We start from the raw sequence: 22,177 nt of genomic DNA on the forward strand, positions 1-22,177 counted from the left end.
CATGTCGTCCAAGCCCCCGCTCTCGGACCTGAACTTCGCCAGCCAGGCCGTCTTCTACGATCCCGAGGAGCATTCGCAGTCGATCAGCTACCCGATCTACATGTCGGCCAACTTCCAGTATGGCGGCGACATCTACGACCAGATCGTGGCGGGCGCGCGCAAGGAAGTGAACATCTACTCGCGCTGCGGCAACCCGACCGAGTACAAGCTCGAGGAGCATGTCGCCAAGCTGACGGGCGGCACCTCATGCCTCGCCACCGCCTCGGGCATGGCGGCGATCTCGCATGCGCTGTTCGGCATCCTGAAGGCGGGCGACCATGTCGTCGCCGACCTCACCACCTATTCCAGCACGCACGAGTTCTTCGATCACCGCGCGCAGGATTTCGGCCTTTCGGTCAATCTGGTCGATTGCACCAATGTGAAGGCCGTCGAGGCGGCGTTCACCGAGAAGACCAAGGTGCTCTACGTCGAGTCGATCGCCAACCCGACCATGAAGGTGCCGCCGCTGAAGGCCCTCGTCGAGCTGGCGCACGCGCGCGGCATCGTCGTGATCTGCGACAACACCTTCGCCTCGCCCGCCGTCTGCCGCCCGCATGATTTCGGCGTCGACGTCGTCGTCGAGAGCGCGACCAAGTTCATTGGCGGCCACAACGACGCGGTCGGCGGCGTGATCACGCTGAAGTCGGACATCCTGCCGGCCGACTGGCTCGAGGACGTCCGCTGGAACACGCTGAACAAGCTGGGCGCGCCGCTGTCACCGTTCAACGCCTGGCTGCTGCTGCGCGGCGCGCAGACGCTGGCGCTGCGCCTCGAGAAGCAGTGCGCCAACGCCCGCAAGCTGGCCGAGTACCTGGAGAAGCACCCGCAGGTGAAGCGCGTGTTCTATCCGGGCCTCGAATCGCACCCGAACTATGCCTCCGCCAAGGAGCAGCTGAAGGATGGCGGCGCCATGCTGTCGTTCTGCGTCGTCGACGAGGCGTCGGGCGTGCGGCTGCTGAAGCGGCTCAAGCTCTGCTCCTTCGCGGCCAGCCTCGGCGGCCTGCGCACGACGACCCAGATGCCCGCCACCATGGCCTTCCTCGACATTCCGAGCCAGGAGCGTGAGGCGATGGGCGTGGTCGATGGGCTGGTGCGCTTCTCGGTCGGCATCGAGCACATCGACGACATCATCGCCGACGTCGACCAGGCGATCGCGCAGATGCATATCGACCTCTGAGCGACGGATTCGCGCGCTCCGGCGCGCGTGCGGCACGGAAACAGAAACGGGCGGCCCGAGGTCAGGGGCCGCCCGTTTCTAGTTCCCGGCCAGGCGGAGCTGGGGTTGCTCGCCGACCGGGGCAGGGCCCGCATCTGCGGCGGGCGATCAGAGCGGCCGGAAGCGCACCGGCGCGGTGATGGTCTTGTTGGCGCCGGGGGGCGGCGCCGGCACCGGCGAGGCGCGACGGACAAGCGCCAGCACTTCCTGGTCGAGTTCCGGGAAGCCGGAAGAGCCGGCGAGCACTACGGTCAGCACGTTGCCACTGTCGTCGATGCTGAAGCGGACCGTGGCCGTGCCGACCTCGCCGCGCGACTGGGCGCCGGACGGATAGCGCTTGCGCCGTTCGAGATGCGCCATCAGCCGCGACTGCCATTTGGCCGGCGTCATCGACGAGGAGAACAGCCCGCTCGTCGACTGGCGCGCCGCCGTGCGGTTGGATGGCTTCACCTGCGCCGCCGCCTCGACGCTGGCCTTCGACGAGGCGGAGGGCGCCGCACGCGCCGGCTTCCTGGCCTGTTCCTTGGGCGGCTTCGGACGGGTTTCCTCGACCAGTTTGCGCTCCGGCGGCTTCGGGCGCGGGGCGGGGAGGGGCACGGCGATGTTCTCGATCTCTACGGTCTCGTCATCGACCGGCTCGATCTCGTCGACCACGGGCTCAATCTCCGCAACTTCCTGCACCGGTGGCGTTGTCTCTTCGAGGATCTCCTCCGGTTGCACCGCCTCGGCGACTTCCTGGACCGGCTGCACCTCTTCGGGCGTCGGCTCGTCGATCGGCTCGGCCATGTTCGGCGCGATCTCCGACTGGCTGGTGGTTTCCTGCGAGATTTCCGTCTTCTCGGTGACGGCGGCTTCGGGTTCCGCCGCCAGCTCGATCATGATCGCGGGCGGCGGCGAGGAGTCGGCGGCTACGATCGGCGGCTCCTGCATCAGCCAGGCTGCCGCGCCGACATGGGCGGTCAGTACGACGAGGCCGGCCGAGGCCCACAGCAGTGTCTCGCCGACCCGCGCGCCCCGGCCGACCGAGCGGCTCCAGTCGGTCATGGCACGACCGGCCCGGCCGCTGGCGGCGGTGCTTCTCCGGTCGGGGCCTGCGCCTCGGGAAGCACTTCCAGCCCGACCAGCGCGATCTTCAGATAGCCGGCCTTGCGCAGCAGGTTCATCACGTCCATCAGTTCGCGATAGGCGACCGCTTCGTCGGCCCGCAGGAAGACGCGGGCTTCCTTGTCGCCGGAGGTGAAGCGATCGAGCGCGGCGGCGAGGTCTTCGCGCTGGACGGGATCGTTGCCGACATGCAGCGCCAGGTCCGACTTCAGCGTCAGGTAGAGCGGCTCGTCGGGGCGCTCCTTCGGCTGCGCGGTCGAGGCCGGCAGGTCGATGTCGATGTCGACGGTGGCGAGCGGCGCCGCCACCATGAAGATGATGAGCAGTACCAGCATCACGTCGATGAATGGCGTGACGTTGATCTCGTGGTTTTCTTCCAGCTCGCCATTGTCGCGCTGACGGATGCCTCCGGCCATGGCCGTTACCCCGCCTGCCGGGCGGAGGCCGGCACCTTGGCATAGTCGAGGTCGCGGCTGACTAGGCGCTCGACGCCGGTCGCCGCGTCCGTCAGCAGCTGGCGGTAGGCGGTGATCGAGCGGGCGAAGACGTTGTAGATGACGACGGCGGGAATGGCCGCGACCAGGCCGATGGCGGTGGCGAGCAGCGCCTCGGCGATGCCGGGGGCGACGACGGCGAGGTTGGTCGTCTGCGATTCCGAAATGCCGATGAAGGCGTTCATGATGCCCCAGACGGTGCCGAACAGGCCGACGAAGGGCGCGGTCGAACCGATGGTGGCCAGCGCGCCGGTGCCCTTCGACATGCGGCGGCCGGCCTGGGCCTCGATGCGGGAGAGGCTGGAAACGAGCCGTTCCTTGACGCCGCCATCGCCGGCGTAGTCGAGCACGATCGCCGATTGCCGCAGCTCATCCTCGGCCGTGCGGACCATGAAGGCGGCCGGGCCACCGCGTCCGGACAGCGAACGACTGGCTTCCGACAGGCCCGATGACGACAGGATGGTGGTCAGCGCCCGGCGGATGCGGGCCCGCGCGCAGGCGAGCTCGATGGTCTTCGCCAGCCAGATCGTCCAGGTGATCAGCGAGGCGACGGCGAGGCCGATCATCACCGCCTTCACCACCCAGTCGGCCGCCATGAACATGCCCCAGGGCGACAGATTGTGCGGCAGGTCGCTGCGCGGCTCGGGCGTCAGGAGCTGGGTTAGCATCTCGGTCGGCGAGGCCGGCTCGGCGGTGACGGGCTTGGCGGGCGCGGCCGGAGCCGTTGTCTCGGCGGTTGCCGGGGCGGCATCGGCAGGCGTCGCAGCGCCTGGCGCGTTGACGGCCGGCGCAGCGGCCGGGTCGGCCGTGGCTGGCGCTGCATTATTGGCGGCTGGTGCCGTGTCTGCCGGGGCGGCATTGGCGGGGCTGGCAGCCGGCGGCGCGTCCGCATTGACGGAAGGGGCGGCAGCAGGAGCGGCCGGGGCTTCTAGGGTCGCGGGCGTCTCGGCGCCGGTATTCTGGGCGATGGCCAGGCTTGGGAGCATCAGCGTCGTCGCCAGCGCCAGTCCGGCGAGAAGACCCACCTTGCGTTTCCCTCGGGGCGCGGCAATGGCGGCGGCGGGCTGCATCAGGTGGGGCATGTCGGTATCTCTTGCTCATATGTACAGGCTATGGACGACGACGGACCCGGACCTTGCGGCCGGGTCGTCGCGATCCGAGACGACAGTCGATTTGGGTGCCGGTGGACGCGTTCGCCCTGGGTGCCTGTACATGTGGCGGCGGCAGGCTGAGCAGCCCGCCGCTTCCGATCTTCAAAGCCGTGGCGCGTTGTCCCCGGCGGCCGTTCTTTTCGCGATCGCGCTCAATTCACGCGACCGGTATCGGTTGCCTTCAGGCGAAGACTTCGCTCACCAGGCCCTGCACGCGGCGGAACGCAGCCCGGGCGCCCTCGACCATGCGTGCTTCTTCGTCCTGGTCGAGCTCGATTGCGTCGAGCGCGGCGGTGAACGTCTTCCAGTGCAGGCCGCGGCCTTCCGGCGCGCCGGCGAGATGGCGGGCGCCGAATTCTTCCGACAGTCCGAGCTTGGCGGCTTCCTTGATCAGGAAGGCGGCGCCGAGATTGGAGCCCTCGGCGACATAGAGCCAGCCGAGCGCGGTCGGGATGTCGGCCTCGCCATGGAAGGCGGGCGCCGTCGCCGGGGCAGGGGCCGCGACGGCGAGATCGCCAAGATCCTGCTCGACGTCGCCGAAGCGGCGGCGGCCGGCAAGGTCCGGCAGAATGCGGTCGAGATCCGGGTTGGAGTAGAGCGCGTCGATGTCGCGGTGGAACTGGTGCTGCACCGTCAGGAACATCGCATAGCGCTCGCGGCTTTCGAACGGTCGTCCCGCCATGATCGACTTGTCCAGCCGGCTATGGGTATCGGTGGTCTCCGCCTTCAGAAGCTTAGCGCGGCTCGCTTCGATGGGCTTTGCCTGTTCCGTCGTTGCGCTCATGGCCGGGTGAGTCTTTCCATAAAGTTGACTTTCTCGCCTTGGTATAGCTCAGAACTTTGCTGTCAAGCTGGCTCGGATGGTTCTGCCCGGCGAAGGCATCAATCCGAGGGTGAGCGCGTCCATGTAGTAGGCGTCCGTCAGGTTATCGACGGCCGCGTCCACCGTGACGTGCTCGTTCACCTTGTAGGAGGCGAACAGGTCGACCAGCGTGTACTTGTCCCAGTTGATGACGGTGGTGTAGCCGCCGGTGTCGGCGTTGGTGGTCGTGGTGCCACGGTCGCCCATGTAGGTGAGCCTCCCGCCGACCTCGAGGTCGCCGTCGAGGAAGCGCACGCCGGCCGTGACCGTGCCGCTCTTCTTCGGTGGAACATGCAGCTGTGCATAGCCGTTCTGGACACCTGCGGGGCGGCAGGCCAGTTGGCCGCCGGTCTCATAGGCGCAGAACTCGATCTGGTCGTAGTAGGTGCCGGACAACTCGGCGAAGGCCCAGCCGACATCGTAGCCGATATTGCCTTCCCAGCCGACGAACCGGGCGCCGGGGATGTTCCGGACCGTGACGGCCGGATAGTTGGTGCGCGTCAGGTAGTCGTCGACCTTGTTGTCGAAGTGCGAGATTTTCAGGCGCAGCTTGTCGCCGGCGGTCAGGACGTCGTCGCGCAGCACGTTGAAGCCGAACTCGGTGTTCTTGGCGTGCTCCGGCTTCACCGCCGTCAGCGGATCGACGTTGAACGAGAAGCCGGTTGTCGATTCGAACAGGCTCGGCGCGCGGATGGCTTCCGCATAGCGGGCATAGAACTCGATGCCCTGGATCGGCTCGATCGTCACCGCGATGATCGGCGCGAAGCCGTCATTGACCTCGTGATTGTGCAGCGTCGAGCCATAGTTGGATCCGTTGTCGTAGGACTCGGTCCAGGTGTAGCGGAGCGACGAGTCGAACTTCAGCCACTGGGTCGGGTTCCAGGTGCTTGCAACGAAGCCGCTCGCCTCCTGGCGCCAGCCGTCGCGCGAGGCGAGCCGGTCGTTGGAATCGATGTTCACGACGCCGGACGGCGGCGCGATGGTTTCGTAGATGTACGAGCCGCCGGCCGCGACCTCGACCTTGCCGGCCGCCGTCTCGAAGGTGGAGGTGTTGACCGCGTCGGTGCCGTAGCGCTTGGCGACGTCCCAATAGCCCTGCGGCACATCCAGGGTGGTGCCGTTGCTGAAGCTGAAAGCGTAGGGCGTGCGGATATGGGTCTCGGTATCCGTCATCCAGACATTGGCCTTGAAGTCGATCCACGGGTTCTCGGGATCGTACTTGTAGCCGGCGCGATAGGTGTTGACGGCGACGTCGCTGAGTTCGGCCTGCGTCGCGCCGTCGAAGCGGAGGATCACCGAAGGCATCATCTCGCCGAAATTGCTTTCGTAGCGCATGAAGCTGGCGTCGAAGACGTGGCCGCCATCCAGCTCCAGCTTCGCCTTGGCGAGATACGAGGTGTTGTCCTGCGAGGTGTTCAGAACCTCCTCGCCGCCGCGATAGCGGTTGAGGGCGTTGAGCGAGATCGTCGTGTATTCGGTGACGCGGTCGACCGGGATGCGCGGCGGTGCGGCGGGCGTGATCTCGGTCGTCTCGGTGATCGTCACTTCCGGCGTGCGGCCATTGGTGCCGGCGAAATAGTTGCCGTTCTTGCGGCGCGAATAGCCGGCGACGAACTCGACCGTGTCGTTGCGTGCGGCGAACGAGACGCTGCCGGCGCCGGAGGTCGGCAGCAGGGTCGCCGGCCGGTCCATGCCATAGGCGCTGCCGGTGATCGGCTCGGTCGGCACCGTCTGGATCACGCAGTTCCAGTCGCAGCCGGTGCGGTAGCGGCCGAAGCCGGTCGTGGCATAGCCGCCCGGCGTGCCGACCGGCGGCGGGCTCGCCGTATTGGTCATCAGGCTGCCCTTGACGCGCACGCCCCAGGCCTTGTCGCCGACGATGATGTCGTCGGCGTTGATTGTCTCCATCCGTACGATGCCGCCCGTCGCGCCGACGCCGTAGACGCCGGCCGAAGGACCCTTCTCGACCACCACCCCGCCGATGAAATCGGGATCGACATAGTTGCGCGAGGCGACGCCGGAATAGCCACGATAGACGGTGTTCTGCTGTTGCGTGCCGTCGACGACGACGGGAACGCGGCCGAAGCCCTGCATGCCGCGCACATTGACGTCGATGGCGCCGCTGTTGCGGTTGTCGCCGGTCAGCACGCCCGGCATGCCCTTCAGGAAGTCGCCGACCGAGGAGCCGCGGAAGCGCTCGATCTGGCGCTCGGACAGGAATTCGACGCTCTGCGCCACCTCATATTTCGCGTCCGGGCTGGCGAGGCTGCCGAGCCCGCCATAGGATCTGCCGCCCGTCACATCGATGATGTCGAGCACGGTCGTGCCCTCGGTCGAGCCCTGGACGCCCGGCGATCCGGCCGCGCCGATCGCCACGGTGCCGGCATTCGGAAACGAGTAGACCAGGCCGGAGCTGGAGAGGAGGCGCGCGAGCGCCTCGTCGCGGGTGGCGCGGCCGGTCAGGCCCGGCGAGGTCTTGCCGGCGGCCGAGGCGGCCAGATAGGTCACCTGCAGGCCGGACTGGCGGCCGAACGCCGCCAGCGCCTGGCTGAGCGGGCCGGCCGGAATCCTGAAATCGACGGCCTGCGCAGCCTGGGCCTGGGCCGCGGGAGCCATCGCCGTCCCGGCGCCGATCGTCGTCGTCAGCATCAGCGTCGCGACCAGCGCCCGGCGCGCGGTTCGTCCGCGCGCCGTATTCCCCGAATTCCGCATCATGGCTCGGCAATTCCCGTTGTTTGCATATGAGCGGGATGCCGTGCCTGAATACTGGGTAGTGCCGTCCCGAAGGCTGTTACAAACGGGCCGCCGGATTTTTCTCCCTCGAGTGAAAATTTTCTCGTGCCGCGCGATCTGCGCATGCCGGCCCGCCGATCCGCGCCGCGCGGGAGCGGTCGCATCGTGCCGATGGCAGGCAGGACTCGGGAGCGGGCGCACGTCGAGGGAACCTTGTTTCAGGGCGACCCGACCTATGGGAAGCCGGATCGCCCCGCCTCGGGGGAGGAACGGGGTGTCTGGGGCCCGGCTGTTCCCGCTGCTTGCCTGCGGGCGGAATGCCGGGCGTGAAAACCTGGGTTGTTCCGTCCCCGTGATGGATACAAACGGGCCGACGGAATTTTCTCCCGCCGGCACGTTTTTCGGGGGACCGGATGCCTAGAACTTCGCCGTCAGCCCGGCGCGCACCGTCCGGCCAGGCGACGGGATCGGGCCGGTCGACATGGCGTCCATGTAGTAGCGGTCGCCGATGTTCTCGGCGCTGAAGTCGAGCGTAACGTCCTTGCTCACCTTGTAGCTGCCGAACACGTCGACGATCGTCGACTTGTTCCAGACGGTCGGCGGGTTCACCGCGCCGGTCACAAGTCCGTAGCCGCCGAGGCGCTCGCCGAAGGAATAGACACGCGTGCCGATCTCCAGCCGCTCGTCGAACAGGCGCGCACCCACCGTCACGGTGCCCGAATATTTCGGCGGGACGTTCATGATGCCGTAGTCGCCGGCGGCCGCCGCGTTGCCGCAGACTCCGTTGCTGCCGCAGAATTCGATGTCGTCGTACTTCGTGAAACCGGCCTCGACGAAGAACTTGCCGGTATCGTAGCGCGCGGAAAGCTCGTAGCCGCGGAACTCGGCCTGGTCGATGTTGGACCAGGTGTAAGTCGAATAGGGCGCGCGGACGCGGACGATGTAGTCGTCGTAATTGTTGTCGAAATAGACGGCCTTGAAGCGAAGGGCGTCACCGGCGGTGAACACGCTGTCCCGCTTCACGTTGAAGCCGAATTCGACGTTCTTGGAGATTTCGGGTTGCAGGTCCGGGTTCTGGACGATGGCGCCGATGCCGATCACCGACCATTCGCGCAGGCTCGGCGGCCGCCAGCCCTCCGTATAGGAGGCGAAGAGCTGCAGGCCGTCGAGTGGCATCACCGTGACCGTGGCCGAAGGATTGATGCGGGAACCGCTGCCGGTCGGGAGGGCGGAAAGGCCCTCGCTCGTCCCCTTCGCCTCGTAGCTGTCGTAGCGGAGGCCGCCCTCCAGCCGCAGCCAGTCCGTCACGTCGAGCCGGGTCTGGTTGAAGGCGCTCCAGAGCAGGCGGTCGCCATTGGGGTTCGAGTTGATATAGATCGGCACGTCCGGCGCCGAGGGGGAGTAGACGCGGGTCTCGCTTTCACGGGCGCGCTCCTCGACGAATTCGAGGCCGTTGTTGAGGGTCAGGAGGCCGAGGCCCGTCTCGAGGGTCGTGCGGTTCGAGACATCGCCGCCATAGGTCCGCACATGCGTCCTGCCGTCGGCGCCCAGGCCATAGGTATTCGAGCGCAGCGTCTGGCTGAAGGTGTCGATGTCGGTGGCCCAGAGATTGGCCGTCACGTTGAGGTAGTCATTATCGGCCGGATCATACTGGTACGTAGAGCGGAAGGTGTTGGTCGTCGTCTCGCTGAGGCCTTTCTGCGTCGCCGGAAGCGGAAAGGTGGGGCTGGTCGCGAAGCCGAGAAGGGTCTCGTCGTTCTCGCCATACTGGTTGTTGTAATAGGTGTATCCCAGCTCCAGCGAATGACCGTCGCCCCATTTCACCTTGCCCTTGGTAAGAAAGGTCGTCGTGTCCTGCGAGGTGTTGAGAACCTCGTCGCCGGGACCGAAGGGCGAGAACTTCTTGTCCGTCGGGAATTTCGAGCCGTTTCGGCTGGTGTCGAAGGTCGCGGCGCCGTTCTTGCCGGCGAAGTAGTTGCCCTGCTGGCGACGCGCGAGGGCGGCGACGAACTCGTAATTGTCCTCGACCAGGCCGGCGGCGATGTTGCCGCTCCAGGCATCGCCGTTGAATCCGGGCGGGCCGTTGCGGATTGTCTCCGTTCCCTCCGTCGGAGGGCTTTGCGTGTTGGTGCCGAGGCTGCCGCGCAGGCGGGCGCCATAGGTCTGGCCTTCCTTGACGATGTCGCGCGCGTCGATCGTCCGCATGTTGACGACGCCACCCATCGCGCCGGTGCCGCCCGCGCCGCTATAGGGGCCCTTGTTGATGTCGACGCCGGCCAGCAGGTCCGGATCGACATAGACCTCGTTGCGGCTGCCGCGATAGCCGCGATAGGAGCCGTTGGTCTGGCGCGTGCCGTCGACCATGACGTTGACGCGGCTCTGGCCCTGCAGGCCGCGAATGTTCAGATCCATCGAGGCGCCGACGCGATTGCCGACGGCATTGACGCCGGGCGTATTGCGGAAGATGTCGCCGACCGAGGTCGGCGGCGTGCGCTGGATCTGTGCTTCCGAGATGTGAGCGATAGAGCCGGGCGAGGCGAAGGGAAGATCCGACGCCGCCATCGTGCCGCCCGCCGTCACGTCGATGACGTCGAGGACCGTGGTGCCGTCCGCCGGCACTGCGGCGGCGGCGCTGGCGTCGACCAGGGCTGCCGAGCCGGGCGCTCCGATACGGACCTGCAGGCCGGTTCCGGCCACCAGTCGCTGCAGCGCCTGCGCTGGCGTCATCGTGCCGACGACGGCGGCAGAATTCTTGCCGCGCGCCAGCGCCGAGGAATAGCTGATCTGCCAGCCGGTGACGCCGATGAAGGCGTTGACGGCGGCGGAAAGCGGTTGCGCGGGAATGGAGAAGGCGACGGCCTGGTTGGCGGCGTTCGCCGGTGCCGGCTGGGCCAGCGCGGGCTGGGCGGCAAGGCTCGTCGTCACGGCAAGCAGGGCGGAGGTGACGAGCAGCGAGGCCAGCCGGCGTTTCGTGCGCAGTCCCGCCTGTGCGCTCGCCCCGGTCCCGGTGGTCAACATCCCGTTCGTCATGCCGCAAAGCCCCTTTTCCAGATCGAAGAGGCCGTCCGGCGTCGTGCTGAAATCGCCCTCTCACACATCCGACGTTCGGGGTGGGCGAAACCGGAAAAGAAAAGTTGAATATTCAGCGAAGGATTAGGATGCCGCCGGGCAGGGTCGTGACGTCGACGCCGGCGGCGGCGGCGAGCGAACGCAGCGCGCCGTCGATGTCGGTGGTGCGGTAATTGCCGCTGACGCGGAAGTCTTCCGCGAGGCCAGTGGTGACGACGACCGGGGCGCTGCGGTAGCGGCGCAGTTCGGCGAGCACGGTCTCGAAGGGCTGGTCGTCGAAGACGATGCGTCCCTGTCGCCAGGCGAGCGCCGTCACCGGATCGGCCGGCTCGACGGCGGAAAGGGCGTTGGCGCTGGCGACAACCTGCTGGCCCGGCTCCAGCGTCGCCTGCGCGGCCTCATCGGCGACGAGGCGGACCTCGACGCGACCGCGTTCGAGGATGACGGTATCCCGCGCCCCGTCTTCGCGGACGGAGAACGCCGTGCCCTTCACTTCGATGGCGCCGAACCTTCCGGCGACGCGGAACGGATGGGCCGGGTCATGCCGCACGTCGAAGAAGGCCTCGCCCTGCAGCAGACGTACGTCGCGCCGTCCGTTCTCGAAATCGAGCGCCACCGCCGAGGCCGTGTTGAGGATCATGCTCGACCCGTCGGGCAGCGCGATGGTGGCGCGATCGCCGACGGCGGTGACGTAGTCGGCCTGCCAGCGGAGTATAAGCGCCGGCGCCTGCCAGACGCCGATCGCGAGCAGCAGCATGGCGGCGATGGCGCCGAACCGGACGGGGAGCTTTCGCGATGGACGCGCATGCGGGCGGGGCTCGACGGCACGGCGGGCGCTCGCTGCCGCCGGCGTTGCGACCGGCAGACTGCGCACGGCGCCGAGGAAGGCGGGGGATCCCCAGATCGCCTCGAGATCGTCAAATGCCTCGGCATGGCGCGGGTTCTGCCGCAGCCAGGCGGCGAATTCGGCCTCGCCGGCATCCTCCGGCGTGGCGTTGCGCAGCCGCGTGAACCAGTCGAGCGCCTCGTCGGCGATGCGATCGGATGCGATCTTGTCCGTCCCTTCCGGGATCGGCGAGGCATCGTCCATCGAGCGTTCTCGTCCCACGCAACTCATCCGATCGTCCGGGCCTTCGGGTCTTTATAGAGTTGACGTCCGGCAGTCTGGAATTCGGCAAAAATAGTTTTCCGGCTCCGGAGGGGACGTCGCGGGGAGGGGATCAACGCCGGTCGCTCCGTGCCAGCGCGTCGCGGCAATGCGCCATGGCGAGCTTCAAATCATTGAAGACGGTGCGTTCGGAAACGCCGAGATGCTGCGCGATCCGCGCGTTGGTCCATTCCTCCATCCGGCTCAGCACAACCACCTGCTGCGCCCGTTCCGGCAAGGTGGCGAGCGCCGCCTGGAACAGTCGCAGCCGCTCGCGCTCGATCAGTTCGGCTTCCAGCGACGGCGTATCGGCGGGAATGTTCTCCAGCGCCTCGTCGCTCAGCCCATCCGTCTCGACGCGCGACCGCGTCTTGCGGCGGCGCAGATAGTCGAGCGCCAAATTGCGCGCCGTCTGGTGCAGGAACGCCTCGACATGCTCGATCGGACCCGCCTCGATCGCCTTGTGCGCCCGCACATAGGTCTCCTGCGCCAGGTCCTCGGCGATCTGCGGATCGCGCACGATCCGCATCACGCTCCAGGTCAAGGAACGGCGATGCAGTTGAAATGCGTCGTGGAGGAGAGGCGGCATGAAACGGAGTGGCGCGGGGCAAGAGCAGGCTCGCGCATCGTCGATACGGCGAGTGGGGGCTACCTGCGGCGTCCAATAGTCCAGAGAAAAAGATCACGCAACGTCAATGATTTAGACTGTCTCTAGACTGTGTTCCGGTCGTTTCTGTCAGATCGGCGAGATCACCGTCAGGAAGGACGAGGCCTGGCGGACGCGGCCGCCTGCCGGCAGGACGACCGCTTCCAGCGCCCGGCGCGGGTCGCTCAGGTCGAACAGGCCGCTCACCCTCTGGGTGCCGACGAACGGGTCGGCGATGACGATCCGGCCGGGCACCCAGCGGCCGATCCTCGCCACCAGCGCCGCGACGGGCTCGCGCTCGGCGAGGATCAGCTTGTCGCGCCAGCCGCCGATCTGGCCCGGCTCTCGCCGGCCGCGCTCGACGAGCTGGGCGGCGGCGTCGAAGCTCATCCAGTCGCCGGCCGCGAGATCAAGCGCGGGGATGGCCGGCCTGTCGATACGCGTCTCGACCTCGCCGGTGTCGACCGAGACGCTGACGATGCCGGCATCGCTCGTGATGTCGAAGGCGGCCTGCTGCGCGATCGCGGCGATCGGCCCGCTCTTGACCTGGAACGGGCGCCCGGAATCCGCGGCGACGGCGAAGAACGACATGCCCTGGAGCAGCGCGACGTCGCGCGTCGCCCCGTTGAAGGCGATCGAGATCGCGGTGTCGGGGCCGAGCGTCGCCACGCTGCCGTCCGGGAGGGGAACGCGGCGTATCTCGCCCTTGTCGGTGACATAGTCGGCGCGGGCGCGCAGGATCGCGTCCGGCCCGAACAGCGAGCCGGCCGTCAGCGCGCCGAGTCCGACCGCGCCGCCGAGCATGAAGTTGCGCCGCGACGGCGCACCGCCGCGACGGCGCGCGGCCTTTGCCTGCTCGGTCAGCACCTGGCCGCTCATGCCGTGCACTTCGGCGACCTGGGTCCAGACATGCTCGTGCTGCGGGCTGCGCGCCCGCCAGGCGCGGACCATCTTGATCGCCACCGGATTGTCGGGAGCGGCCTGCAGGCGGATCACCAGATCGATGGCCTCGTCGAGCAGCCGATCCGTCTCCGGCGTCAAGTCGCGCATGCTGCCCCTCCCGCGATCGGGCGGCCCGGCGGCCGCCTCCTGTCGTTCTCGCCCTCTATTACCCTTGGCGCGGGCGATTTTTCTCTCGCGGGCGGAATTTTCGCTCAAAGGCTCCCGGTACGCAGCACGATGTGGCGGTAGGCCTCGCGGATCAGCGCCCAGGTCCGGGTCGTCGACAGGCCGAGCTCCTGGCCGATGGCGGCGATGGTCTGTCCGCCGAGGCGGTGGCGTTCGAAGGCGAGCCGCGTCCGCTCGGGCAGTTCCGCCAGCGCCGCCTCGACCTGGCGCAGCCGCTGGCGGTCACGGACCACTACCTCGGGCGAAGGCGTCGGATCGGCGACCTGGGTCAGGATGACGTCGGCAATCTCGACGATCCCCGACCGGCGCATGCGCTGGACATGGTTGATGCTGAGATTGCGCGAGACCTGGTGCAGATAGGCGCGGGGATTGTGGTTCAGCGTGCCGTCCCGCGGCGGCGAGGCCAGCACGCGCAGGAACGTGTCTTGCGTGATGTCGGCGGCCGTTTCCTCGGTCAGTCCGCGCCGCCGGAGCGCCCGCGTGATCTCCTTGGCATGGCGCCGGAACAGGCTCTGTATGTCCCAGGACATGCGCTACCACCCGCCGCCGCGGCGCTGCAGCCGTTCGAGCGAGGCGGCCACCCGGTCGGGCCGTTGCAGCCGGCGGCCGGCGCGCGCGATCGGGGCCGTCACGATCGGCGGATGCCAGTGGCGCAGGCGGATCGGCGCGGGATTTTCCGGGCTGTCGGTCGTGAACGTCGCGGTCATGGGGCTGCACAGGTGAGAGATGAAGCTCGCGCGCCTGCGAAACGGCGAGTGGGTTCAACCTGCTGCCCGGATAGGCCGAATAGAAAAGCGTTGCAACAACAATGATTTAGAGGGTTTCTAACTGGCCTCTCGCGGATGTCGGCCGTGTCAGGGCTTGGGTCGGCCGATATGGGATGGCTTACCCCATGTGGTCTGACCGGTTGCCGCTCGCCGCGGCGGGCCGCCGACCTAACAAACGCACCTGCATCGGGACAGGCCTGGAGAGGGGCGCGGAGAGCGGCTCGGCCGGTTTCGACCTGGGGTTGCCGAGGATTTGGGCACGGCCGGAATCCAGTGGAACCGTCCTGGCGCGCCTGACCAGTTTGATCACATCGGTCAGACCAAAAAGCAGGCAGACGGGAACGCGATCCTGCCTCGCGAGAGGATCGGCGGGGCGCCGGGTCGTTCGCTGCTGACGAAGCGCTTTCCTATAGTGATGTATAATCAAGTCGGAAAATGCGATGGGTTCGCTCGGGTAATCCGACGTTGTTCCTATTGATGTTTTTGTATCGATCGTAAAATTTTGATCGATTGTCGATTTCAAAGATAACGAATGCGTACTCTATTTTATTGATCACATTGTGATCAGCTGATTTCAGCGAAGAATGGTCACGTATATGGCCGTTATTTGAGAAATTTTGTTCGGTATAGGCAATACTGCCCGAAATTTCGGCGTGTCCGACTCTTGGGCAAATTGCGCCGAAAATTTGTCATTGTCGGTTCGCGCGGGTGCCGCGAGGATACTTGGGCACTCGCAGTGGTCAGACCAGTCCTGCGGTGTTCCTCCCATCTCAAGGAGACTAGCGTGCAGACCTTCCCTCATACCTCCATCGGCATGACGAAACGTCTGCCGGACGGCCAACGTCTGTCCGACGGCCATGGCGCCGCGCGGAACCGCTGGCTGCGCAAGACGCCGCTGAAGAGCCTTTTCGCCGGCTTGGTCGGCGCCTTCATGGTCACCACCATTCTCGGCACGGTCGGCGCTTCGGCGCAGGACGCCAAGACCACGCTCGTGGTCGCCGCGCCGCGCACGCCGGAATCGCTCGACCAGGAATATCCGCCGACCGAGGCCGGCCATGAGGTGCGCCGCAACGTGTTCGAGCGCCTGCTGACCTACAAGCAGAAGCAGGGCGAGGACGGCGTCTTCTACGAGGACTTCGACACCATCGACGGCGCGCTCGCCGAGACGTGGGAAGTCTCCGAGGATCGCAAGTCGATCACCTTCCACCTGCGCAAGGGCGTCAAGTCGGCGCTCGGCAACGAGCTCAACGCCGATACGGTGATGTGGTCGTTCCTGCGCGGCTGGAACATGAAGTCGAACTTCCACTGGTACATGACGCAGATCTTCAAGATCGAGGATTTCGACAGCGCTTTCCAGAAGGTCGACGACTACACCGTCAAGGTCACGCTGCCGAACGCCTCGCCGCTGATCGAGCGCATCTGGATCAACAGCGATCTGGGCATTCTCGACGCCGTCGAGGTCAAGAAGCACCTGACCGATGCCGATCCGTGGGCGGCGACCTGGCTCGCCACCAACACGGCCGCTTTCGGCCCATATTTCATCAGCAAGTACAAGCCCGGCCAGGAAGTCGTCTACGACGCCAATCCGAACTACTATCGCGGCGAGCCGAAGCTGAAGCGCGTCATCCTGCGCGAGATGCCGACCTCCGCCAACCGCGTCGCGGCCATCCAGGCCGGCTCGGTCGACGTCGCCGAATACCTGCTGCCGCGCGAACTGGCGCTGCTGGAGAAGGCGCCGGGCGTCAAGGTCGAGAAGGTGTTCGGCAATTTCATCCATCGCGTCGAGATGAACAACGCGATGCCGCCCTTCGACAACGTCAAGGTCCGCCAGGCGCTGAACTACCTGGTGCCGCGCGACGAGATCCTGAAGAGCGTCTACTTCAACACCGCGCGCTTCACCAAGAGCCCGATCTCGGAGATCTATCCGGGATTCACGGATGAATACTTCGCCTTCTCGAACGATCCGGCCAAGGCCAAGGCGCTGCTCGCCGAGGCCGGTCTGCCGGACGGGTTCAAGACCCAGCTCGCCTATCGCACCGGCGACCAGCTTGAAGAAGAAATGGCGGTCATCCTGAAGTCGGCCTTCGCCAAGGCCGGCGTCGAGGTCGAACTGTTGAAGCTGCCGGCCTCGACCCTGGTCGAGCGCTACACCAAGGGCGAAGTGCCGATGTACTTCTTCCGCGACATGGCGATCGTCCCCGACGCCGCCTACGTCGCCAATCTGTGGCTGAATAGCGCTTCGGCAATCAATTACTCCAAGTTCAAGAGCGCCGAGGTCGACCAGCTGATCGACAACGGCCTGAAGAGCACGGACGAGCCGAAGCGCCTCGCCGACATGAAGCGCGTGCAGCAGATCACCATGGAGCAGGCCCCCTGGGTCTTTCTGATGAACCCCGGCTACCAGCTCGCCACGCGGGCCAACGTCAAGGGCTACTCCTGGTACACGCCGAACGGCAACGCCTTCTTCGACCTCTCGAAAGAGTAGTCGCCGTCGCGGCCTCGCCCTCCGGGCGGGGCCGCATCTCCTTCTCCGGGTACGAAGACAGGAAAGACCCCCGATGACCCTGGCCGTTGCCAATCTTGGCGTCTACTGGCGGGCGATACCCCGGCCGTTGCGCATCATCACCAGCCGGCTCGCCATGCTGGTGCCGCAGATGTTCGGCGTCATGATGGTGACGTTCCTGCTGGTGCGGCTGCTGCCAGGCGATCCCGCGCTGCTGCTGCTCGGCAACATGGCGACGCCCGAGACGATCGCCGCCTTCCGCGAGAAGCTGGGCCTGCACCTGCCGCTCTGGGAGCAGTTCATCCACTATATCGGCAACGCGCTGCATGGCGACCTTGGCGTCTCCATCCTCACCTCCAATCCCGTCGTCACCGATCTCATGGAACGCGCGCCGGCCACGCTGGAGCTGATCGGCTACGCCATGCTGCTGACGATCCTGATCGGCGTGACGCTGGCGGTCATCTCGGTGGTCAAGGCCGGCGGAGTCGTCGATATCGGCAGCCGCGTCTATGGCCTCGCCGCCGGCGCCATCCCCGATTTCTGGGTCGGCCTGCTGCTGATCTACTTCTTCTTCTTCATCCTCGGCTGGGCCCCGGCGCCCTTCGGCCGGATCGACACCTTCGTGTCGCCGCCGGACACGATCACGGGCTTCTACACGATCGACAGCCTGCTCGCCGGCGATCTCAACGCCTTCTTCTCCTCGGTCGGGCGCCTGATCCTGCCGGTGCTGACGCTTGCCATCGTCAATGCCGGCGCGCTGATGAAGATGACCAAGACGACGTTCGCCGACATCTATCGCAGCGACTTCATCCGCCATGCCCGCGCCTCGGGCCTGCCGGAACGCACCATCCGGCGGATCGCGCTCCGCAACAGCCTGCCGCCGATCATCACCCTCGTCGGCTTCATGTTCGGCTTCCTGCTCGGCGCCGCCGTGCTGGTCGAGACGATCTTCGCCTGGGGTGGGCTCGGCCAGTATGCCGTCCAGTCGGTCGTGAACAGCGACTATCCGGCCCTGCAGGGCTTCGTGGTCGTCGCCGCCGCCTTCATCCTGATCGTCTACACGATCGTGGACATCCTCTACGAACTCGCAGATCCGAGGATTCGCGTCTGATGACCCGCTTCATCCGCTATGTCTCGACCCATCCGGGCGCCATGGTCGGGCTTGCCCTGCTGGCCCTGCAGATCGCCTCGATCCTGTTCGCGCCCTGGCTGACCTTCTACGCGCCGGAGGAGGCGGATCCGTTGATGTCGCTGCAGCCGCCTTCCGCGGCGCACTGGTTCGGCACCGACGTCTCCGGCATGGATATCTACACCCGCATCGTCTACGCGACGCGCATCAACCTCCTGATCAGCATCACCGCTGTCGCCTTCGCCTTCGTCGTCGGCGTGCCAATCGGCCTTCTGATCGGCTTCTATCGCAACTGGATCAGCGCGCTGGTCATGCGCGTCTTCGACTTCATCCAGTCCTTTCCGGTCTTCGTGCTGGGCATGGCGCTGGTGTCGGTGATGGGGCAGGAGATCTGGAACGTCGCCATCGTGCTGGCGGTACTGTTCATCCCGATGTTCGCCCGTCTGATCCGCGCCGAGGTGCTGTCGCTGCGCGAGCGGCCCTATGTCAGCGCCGCGCGCTGCAGCGGCGCCACGGACGGCTCGATCATGTTCCGCCATATCCTGCCCAATGCGCTGACGCCGGCCATCGTCCAGGTCTCGATCAGCATCGGCCTCGCCATCCTGCTTACCGCCGGCCTCTCCTTCGTCGGTGCCGGCGTGCGCATGCCGACGCCGGAATGGGGCCTGATGGTCTCGACCGGCGCGCAGCAGATGATCCTCGGCGTCTGGTGGGTGGCGCTGTTCCCCGGCCTCGCCATCGTCGTCTCCGTGCTCAGCTTCGCGCTGCTCGGCGACATGGTGAAGGACCTTTCCGACCCGACCACGAGGGAACGCCAATGAGCGACGCAAACACGAAGCCGCTTCTCGAGGTCGAGAACCTTTCCGTCGACTTCGGCGAGGGCACGGCGAGAGCGCTCTCCGACATCACCTTCAGCCTCGGCCGCGACGAGATTCTCGGCATCGTCGGCGAGACCGGCGCCGGCAAGTCGCTCCTCGCGCGCAGCCTGCTCAACCTGTTGCCGGAGGGCGGCCGCTTCACGGCGGGCGACATCCGCCTCGAGGGCAAGACCCTGTTCGGCATCGACGCCGCCGAGCAGCGCAAGGTCCGCGGCGGCCGGGTCGCGCTGATCGGCACCAACGCCAAGGCATTGCTGTCGCCGGTCGAGACGGTCGGCATCCAGATCGCTCGCGTGCTGCGCGCCCATCGTTCCTGCAGCCACAAGGAGGCCTGGAAGGCCGCCGTCGACCTGATGGCGCAGGTCGGCATCGTCAATCCCGAGCGCCGCGCCAAGGCCTATCCGCACCAGCTCTCCGGCGGCATGGCGCAGCGCATCGTCATCGCCATGGCGATGGTCACCAATCCCGAAGTGGTGCTCGCCGACGACGCCACCCTCGGCCTCGACGCGACCATCCAGGTGCAGGTGCTCGACCTTTTGGTAAAGCGCTGCCGCGAGCTCGGCGCTGGCGCGGTGATCATCACTCACGACCTCGGTATCGTCGCGCACTACTGCGACCGCGTTGCGATCATGAAGGAGGGCAGGATCGTCGAGCTCGCCGAGGTCGGGGCCTTCCTCGATGCGCCGAAGGAGGCCTATGGCCAGGCGCTGCTCGACGCCGCCCGCGTCCGGCCGACTCCGATGGTCGCCAAGGTCGAAGACCCGGCGCCCGAGGCGCAGCACGAGACGCCGCTGCTCGACGTCCGCCGCCTGCTCAAGATCTTCCCGATCGCCGGCACGCAGGACGTGGTGCGCGCGATCGACGACGTGTCCTTCTCGGTCAAGCGCGGCGAGACGCTGGCGCTGGTCGGCGAAAGCGGTTCCGGCAAGACCACGGTCGGCCAGTGCCTCGTGCGCCTGCTCGACAGCGATGGCGGCGGCATCACCTTCGACAATGTCGATGTCACGACCATGTCGTCGTCCGAGTTCCGCGTCATGCGGCGCCGGATCCAGATGGTGTTCCAGGAGCCCTATGTAGCCCTCAATCCGCGCTGGCCGGTCCGGGCGCTGGTCGCCGAGCCGCTCCGGCTCGACCCGACGCTGGGCCGGGATGCGGTTGAGAGGCGCGTGCGCGAGCTGGTCGATCTCGTGCGGCTGCCGGCGTCGATCGCCGACGCCTATCCGCACCAGTTGACTGCCGGCGAGCAGAAACGCGTCGGCATCGCCAGGGCGCTGGCGACGCGGCCGGACTTCGTCGTGTTCGACGAGCCTACTACCGCACTCGACATCCGCGTCCGCGCCCAGATCATCGACCTCGTCCGCGACCTCCAGTCGGAGATGGGCATGTCGGCGCTGTTCATTACGCACGACCTCAACTCGGTGCGCTCGCTCGCCCATCGCGTCGCGGTCATGCGTCATGGCAAGATCGTCGAGGAGGGCGAGACCGAGACGATCTTCTCGGCCGCGAGGGAAGACTACACCAAGGCGCTTTTGGCGGCCGAGCTTCCGGTCGAGCAGGGCGCCGCGCAACGGGACCGCGCCGAGATGCGGCGCATGGCGGGAGTGGCGGCATGAGCGGCAAGGCAGTTCTCATCACCGGCGCGGCCGGTCTTGTCGGCAATGTCGTGCGCCGGAAGCTGGAGGCGCAGGGGCGCGCCGTCGTCGCCATCGACCGCACGGACCGCAGCTCCGACGGCCAGCCGATCATCCCCTGTGACGTCACCGACATCCACCGCCTGCATGCCGTCGTCGCCGACCACGACATCGACTCGATCGTCCATTGCGGCGCCTATTCCGGCCCGATGGTGGCGCGCGACAATCCCTATTCGATGGTGCAGGTCAACATCGTCGGCACCGCCAACATGCTGGAGCTGGCCCGCGTCCACAAAATGCGGCGGATGGTGTTCTGCTCCTCGACCAGCGCCTATGGCAACACGCCGGAAGGCCCGGTGCCGGAGGACGTCGCGCTCTATCCGACCTCCGTCTATGGCGGAAGCAAGGCGGCCAGCGAGCAGCTGGTCTGGACCTATTTCCGCCAGTTCGGCGTCGATGCCGTGGCGCTGCGGCTCTCCTGGGTCTATGGCCCCGGCCGCACCACCGACTGCATCATCCGCACCATGATCGAGGACGCGCTGGCGAAGCGCCCGACGCGCGTGCCGTTCGGCGCCGATTTCCATCGCCAGTTCATCCATGTCGAGGACGCCGCCGGCGCGCTGATCCTGGCGCTCGATGCCGGCGACCTGCCGCGGCGCATCTATACGGTCACGGGCGGCACCTACCTGACCCTTCGCGAGATCGGCGATGTCGTGAAGAAGGTCCTGCCGCAGGCCGATATCGAGATGCAGCCCGGCCCCGATCCGGTCGACGAGGTCCACCGGCGCTTTGATATCTCCGCCGTCGAACGCGACCTCGGCTACGCGCCGGGCTTCGACCTCGAGGCGGGAATTCGGTCCTATGCCGGCTGGATCGCCAGCCGAAAGTCGATTGCAGGAGCCCATTGATGAACGAGTTTTCGCTTGCGGGCCGCAAGGCCCTGGTCACCGGCGGCAGCCGCGGCATTGGCGGCGAGACGGTCGAGCTTTTCGCCCGCTACGGCGCCGAGGTGGCCTTCTGCCATTATGGCGATGCGGCCAATGCCGAGGCGCTGGCCACGCGCCTGACCGGCGAGGGCTACAAGGTCCACGCGACCGAGTGCAACGTCGCCGACGAAGCCTCGGTCGACGCCATGGCCGCCTGGGCCAAGGAAAAGCTCGGCCAGGTCGACATCCTCGTCAATCTTGCCGGCATCGGTGGCGACAAGGCCTTCGTCGACATCTCTGTCGCCGACTGGGACCAGATGCTCGGCGTGCATCTGCGCGGTACCTTCCTGGTCACGCGCCACTTCTTCGGCGACATGCTGGCGCGCGGCTATGGCCGGGTCATCAACTGTGCCTCGCAGCTCGCCTACAAGGGCGCGCCGGGCCTCGCGCATTACTGCGCCGCCAAGGCCGGACTCGTCGGTTTCACCCGCGCTCTCTCCTATGAGGGGGCTCCGCATGGCGTCACCGTCAACGCGATCGCGCCCGGGGCCACCGAGACGGTGCTGCTGAACGGCCTCAGCCAGGAATGGCGCGACATGAAGAAGGCGCAGCTGCCGATCGGCCGCTTCGGCAAGGTTTCTGAAATCGCGCCGACCATCCTGATGCTCGCCTCGGAAGCGGGCGCCTATTATGTCGGCCAGACGCTGTCGCCGAATGGCGGCGACGTGATGGTCTGATCCCGCCGCCGCTTCCC

Annotated in this window: 18 protein-coding genes; 7 read left to right on the plus strand and 11 right to left on the minus strand. The window is 66.8% G+C overall.

The features are described from left to right. Position 1: 1 nt before the first annotated feature. On the plus strand, positions 2–1,216 hold the full coding sequence (locus WFK98_RS02220; protein ID WP_336799135.1) for a trans-sulfuration enzyme family protein: 1,215 nt from the start codon (positions 2–4) through the stop codon (positions 1,214–1,216). 147 nt (positions 1,217–1,363) lie between these two features. Here the strand turns inward: WFK98_RS02220 and WFK98_RS02225 are convergent, their stop codons facing one another. The 11 genes from WFK98_RS02225 to WFK98_RS02275 all read right to left on the minus strand — a co-directional run bounded on the left by WFK98_RS02225 (position 1,364) and on the right by WFK98_RS02275 (position 14,296). Further along, the gene (locus WFK98_RS02225) at positions 1,364–2,299 is read right to left on the minus strand and encodes an energy transducer TonB family protein (RefSeq protein ID WP_336799136.1); all 936 of its coding nucleotides are present in this window, start codon (positions 2,297–2,299) and stop codon (positions 1,364–1,366) included. After that, positions 2,296–2,775, minus strand: coding sequence for a TonB system transport protein ExbD (gene exbD, locus WFK98_RS02230; protein ID WP_336799137.1), 480 nt, complete (start codon positions 2,773–2,775; stop codon positions 2,296–2,298). The genes WFK98_RS02225 and exbD overlap by 4 nt, the downstream gene beginning before the upstream one ends. A gap of 5 nt (positions 2,776–2,780) precedes the next feature. Next, complete coding sequence (exbB, locus tag WFK98_RS02235; RefSeq protein WP_442907357.1) at positions 2,781–3,935, minus strand: tonB-system energizer ExbB; 1,155 nt, start codon at positions 3,933–3,935, stop codon at positions 2,781–2,783. A 250-nt stretch (positions 3,936–4,185) separates the two neighbouring features. After that, a complete protein-coding gene (locus WFK98_RS02240; RefSeq protein WP_266339203.1) occupies positions 4,186–4,788 on the minus strand; it encodes a biliverdin-producing heme oxygenase in 603 nt (200 codons plus the stop codon). A 48-nt stretch (positions 4,789–4,836) separates the two neighbouring features. Then, positions 4,837–7,581, minus strand: coding sequence for a TonB-dependent receptor (locus tag WFK98_RS02245; RefSeq protein ID WP_336799138.1), 2,745 nt, complete (start codon positions 7,579–7,581; stop codon positions 4,837–4,839). 435 nt (positions 7,582–8,016) lie between these two features. Then, positions 8,017–10,629: a TonB-dependent receptor gene (locus WFK98_RS02250; RefSeq protein ID WP_336799139.1), complete on the minus strand. Its 2,613-nt coding sequence runs from the start codon at positions 10,627–10,629 to the stop codon at positions 8,017–8,019. A gap of 112 nt (positions 10,630–10,741) precedes the next feature. Beyond that, on the minus strand, positions 10,742–11,758 hold the full coding sequence (locus WFK98_RS02255) for a FecR family protein (RefSeq protein ID WP_336799140.1): 1,017 nt from the start codon (positions 11,756–11,758) through the stop codon (positions 10,742–10,744). Between the two features lie 130 nt (positions 11,759–11,888). Next, entirely contained in the window at positions 11,889–12,404 is a 516-nt protein-coding gene (locus WFK98_RS02260; protein ID WP_266339207.1) for an RNA polymerase sigma factor, read from the minus strand. A gap of 147 nt (positions 12,405–12,551) precedes the next feature. Then, positions 12,552–13,511: a FecR family protein gene (locus WFK98_RS02265; RefSeq protein WP_336799141.1), complete on the minus strand. Its 960-nt coding sequence runs from the start codon at positions 13,509–13,511 to the stop codon at positions 12,552–12,554. Positions 13,512–13,615: 104 nt separating this feature from the next. Beyond that, complete coding sequence (locus WFK98_RS02270; protein ID WP_336799142.1) at positions 13,616–14,119, minus strand: RNA polymerase sigma factor; 504 nt, start codon at positions 14,117–14,119, stop codon at positions 13,616–13,618. A 3-nt stretch (positions 14,120–14,122) separates the two neighbouring features. Then, positions 14,123–14,296, minus strand: a complete 174-nt coding sequence (locus tag WFK98_RS02275; protein WP_336799143.1) for a hypothetical protein — start codon at positions 14,294–14,296, stop codon at positions 14,123–14,125. A gap of 844 nt (positions 14,297–15,140) precedes the next feature. Between WFK98_RS02275 and WFK98_RS02280 the strand changes: the two genes are divergently transcribed. The 6 genes from WFK98_RS02280 (at position 15,141) to WFK98_RS02305 (ending at position 22,160) form a co-directional block, all read left to right on the plus strand. Continuing rightward, a complete protein-coding gene (locus WFK98_RS02280) occupies positions 15,141–16,841 on the plus strand; it encodes an ABC transporter substrate-binding protein (protein ID WP_266339211.1) in 1,701 nt (566 codons plus the stop codon). A gap of 73 nt (positions 16,842–16,914) precedes the next feature. Beyond that, positions 16,915–17,970, plus strand: a complete 1,056-nt coding sequence (locus tag WFK98_RS02285) for an ABC transporter permease (protein ID WP_266339212.1) — start codon at positions 16,915–16,917, stop codon at positions 17,968–17,970. Next, positions 17,970–18,809: an ABC transporter permease gene (locus WFK98_RS02290; RefSeq protein WP_266339213.1), complete on the plus strand. Its 840-nt coding sequence runs from the start codon at positions 17,970–17,972 to the stop codon at positions 18,807–18,809. The genes WFK98_RS02285 and WFK98_RS02290 overlap by 1 nt, the downstream gene beginning before the upstream one ends. Continuing rightward, positions 18,806–20,479 (plus strand): ABC transporter ATP-binding protein, encoded by a 1,674-nt coding sequence (locus tag WFK98_RS02295; protein WP_336799144.1) that lies wholly within the window; start codon positions 18,806–18,808, stop codon positions 20,477–20,479. Before WFK98_RS02290 ends, WFK98_RS02295 begins: the two co-directional genes overlap by 4 nt. After that, complete coding sequence (locus WFK98_RS02300) at positions 20,476–21,405, plus strand: NAD-dependent epimerase/dehydratase family protein (RefSeq protein ID WP_336799145.1); 930 nt, start codon at positions 20,476–20,478, stop codon at positions 21,403–21,405. The genes WFK98_RS02295 and WFK98_RS02300 overlap by 4 nt, the downstream gene beginning before the upstream one ends. Next, positions 21,405–22,160 carry an SDR family NAD(P)-dependent oxidoreductase gene (locus WFK98_RS02305; protein ID WP_336799146.1) on the plus strand — a complete coding sequence of 252 codons (756 nt, stop codon included), beginning with the start codon at positions 21,405–21,407 and terminating at the stop codon, positions 22,158–22,160. The genes WFK98_RS02300 and WFK98_RS02305 overlap by 1 nt, the downstream gene beginning before the upstream one ends. The last annotated feature ends 17 nt before the right edge of the window (positions 22,161–22,177 follow it).

It is taken from the genome of Kaistia sp. MMO-174, from assembly GCF_037147815.1.
GTDB classification, from domain to species: domain Bacteria; phylum Pseudomonadota; class Alphaproteobacteria; order Rhizobiales; family Kaistiaceae; genus Kaistia; species Kaistia nematophila.

Excerpts from the sequence above, each read along its gene's own strand:
- WFK98_RS02220 (WP_336799135.1), top strand. The coding sequence starts at position 2 with ATGTCGTCCAAGCCCCCGCTCTCGGACCTGAACTTCGCCAGCCAGGCC.
- WFK98_RS02225 (WP_336799136.1), bottom strand. The coding sequence starts at position 2,299 with ATGACCGACTGGAGCCGCTCGGTCGGCCGGGGCGCGCGGGTCGGCGAG.
- exbD (WP_336799137.1), bottom strand. The coding sequence starts at position 2,775 with ATGGCCGGAGGCATCCGTCAGCGCGACAATGGCGAGCTGGAAGAAAAC.
- exbB (WP_442907357.1), bottom strand. The coding sequence starts at position 3,935 with ATGCCCCACCTGATGCAGCCCGCCGCCGCCATTGCCGCGCCCCGAGGG.
- WFK98_RS02240 (WP_266339203.1), bottom strand. The coding sequence starts at position 4,788 with ATGAGCGCAACGACGGAACAGGCAAAGCCCATCGAAGCGAGCCGCGCT.
- WFK98_RS02245 (WP_336799138.1), bottom strand. The coding sequence starts at position 7,581 with ATGATGCGGAATTCGGGGAATACGGCGCGCGGACGAACCGCGCGCCGG.
- WFK98_RS02250 (WP_336799139.1), bottom strand. The coding sequence starts at position 10,629 with ATGACGAACGGGATGTTGACCACCGGGACCGGGGCGAGCGCACAGGCG.
- WFK98_RS02255 (WP_336799140.1), bottom strand. The coding sequence starts at position 11,758 with ATGGACGATGCCTCGCCGATCCCGGAAGGGACGGACAAGATCGCATCC.
- WFK98_RS02260 (WP_266339207.1), bottom strand. The coding sequence starts at position 12,404 with ATGCCGCCTCTCCTCCACGACGCATTTCAACTGCATCGCCGTTCCTTG.
- WFK98_RS02265 (WP_336799141.1), bottom strand. The coding sequence starts at position 13,511 with ATGCGCGACTTGACGCCGGAGACGGATCGGCTGCTCGACGAGGCCATC.
- WFK98_RS02270 (WP_336799142.1), bottom strand. The coding sequence starts at position 14,119 with ATGTCCTGGGACATACAGAGCCTGTTCCGGCGCCATGCCAAGGAGATC.
- WFK98_RS02275 (WP_336799143.1), bottom strand. The coding sequence starts at position 14,296 with ATGACCGCGACGTTCACGACCGACAGCCCGGAAAATCCCGCGCCGATC.
- WFK98_RS02285 (WP_266339212.1), top strand. The coding sequence starts at position 16,915 with ATGACCCTGGCCGTTGCCAATCTTGGCGTCTACTGGCGGGCGATACCC.
- WFK98_RS02290 (WP_266339213.1), top strand. The coding sequence starts at position 17,970 with ATGACCCGCTTCATCCGCTATGTCTCGACCCATCCGGGCGCCATGGTC.
- WFK98_RS02295 (WP_336799144.1), top strand. The coding sequence starts at position 18,806 with ATGAGCGACGCAAACACGAAGCCGCTTCTCGAGGTCGAGAACCTTTCC.
- WFK98_RS02300 (WP_336799145.1), top strand. The coding sequence starts at position 20,476 with ATGAGCGGCAAGGCAGTTCTCATCACCGGCGCGGCCGGTCTTGTCGGC.
- WFK98_RS02305 (WP_336799146.1), top strand. The coding sequence starts at position 21,405 with ATGAACGAGTTTTCGCTTGCGGGCCGCAAGGCCCTGGTCACCGGCGGC.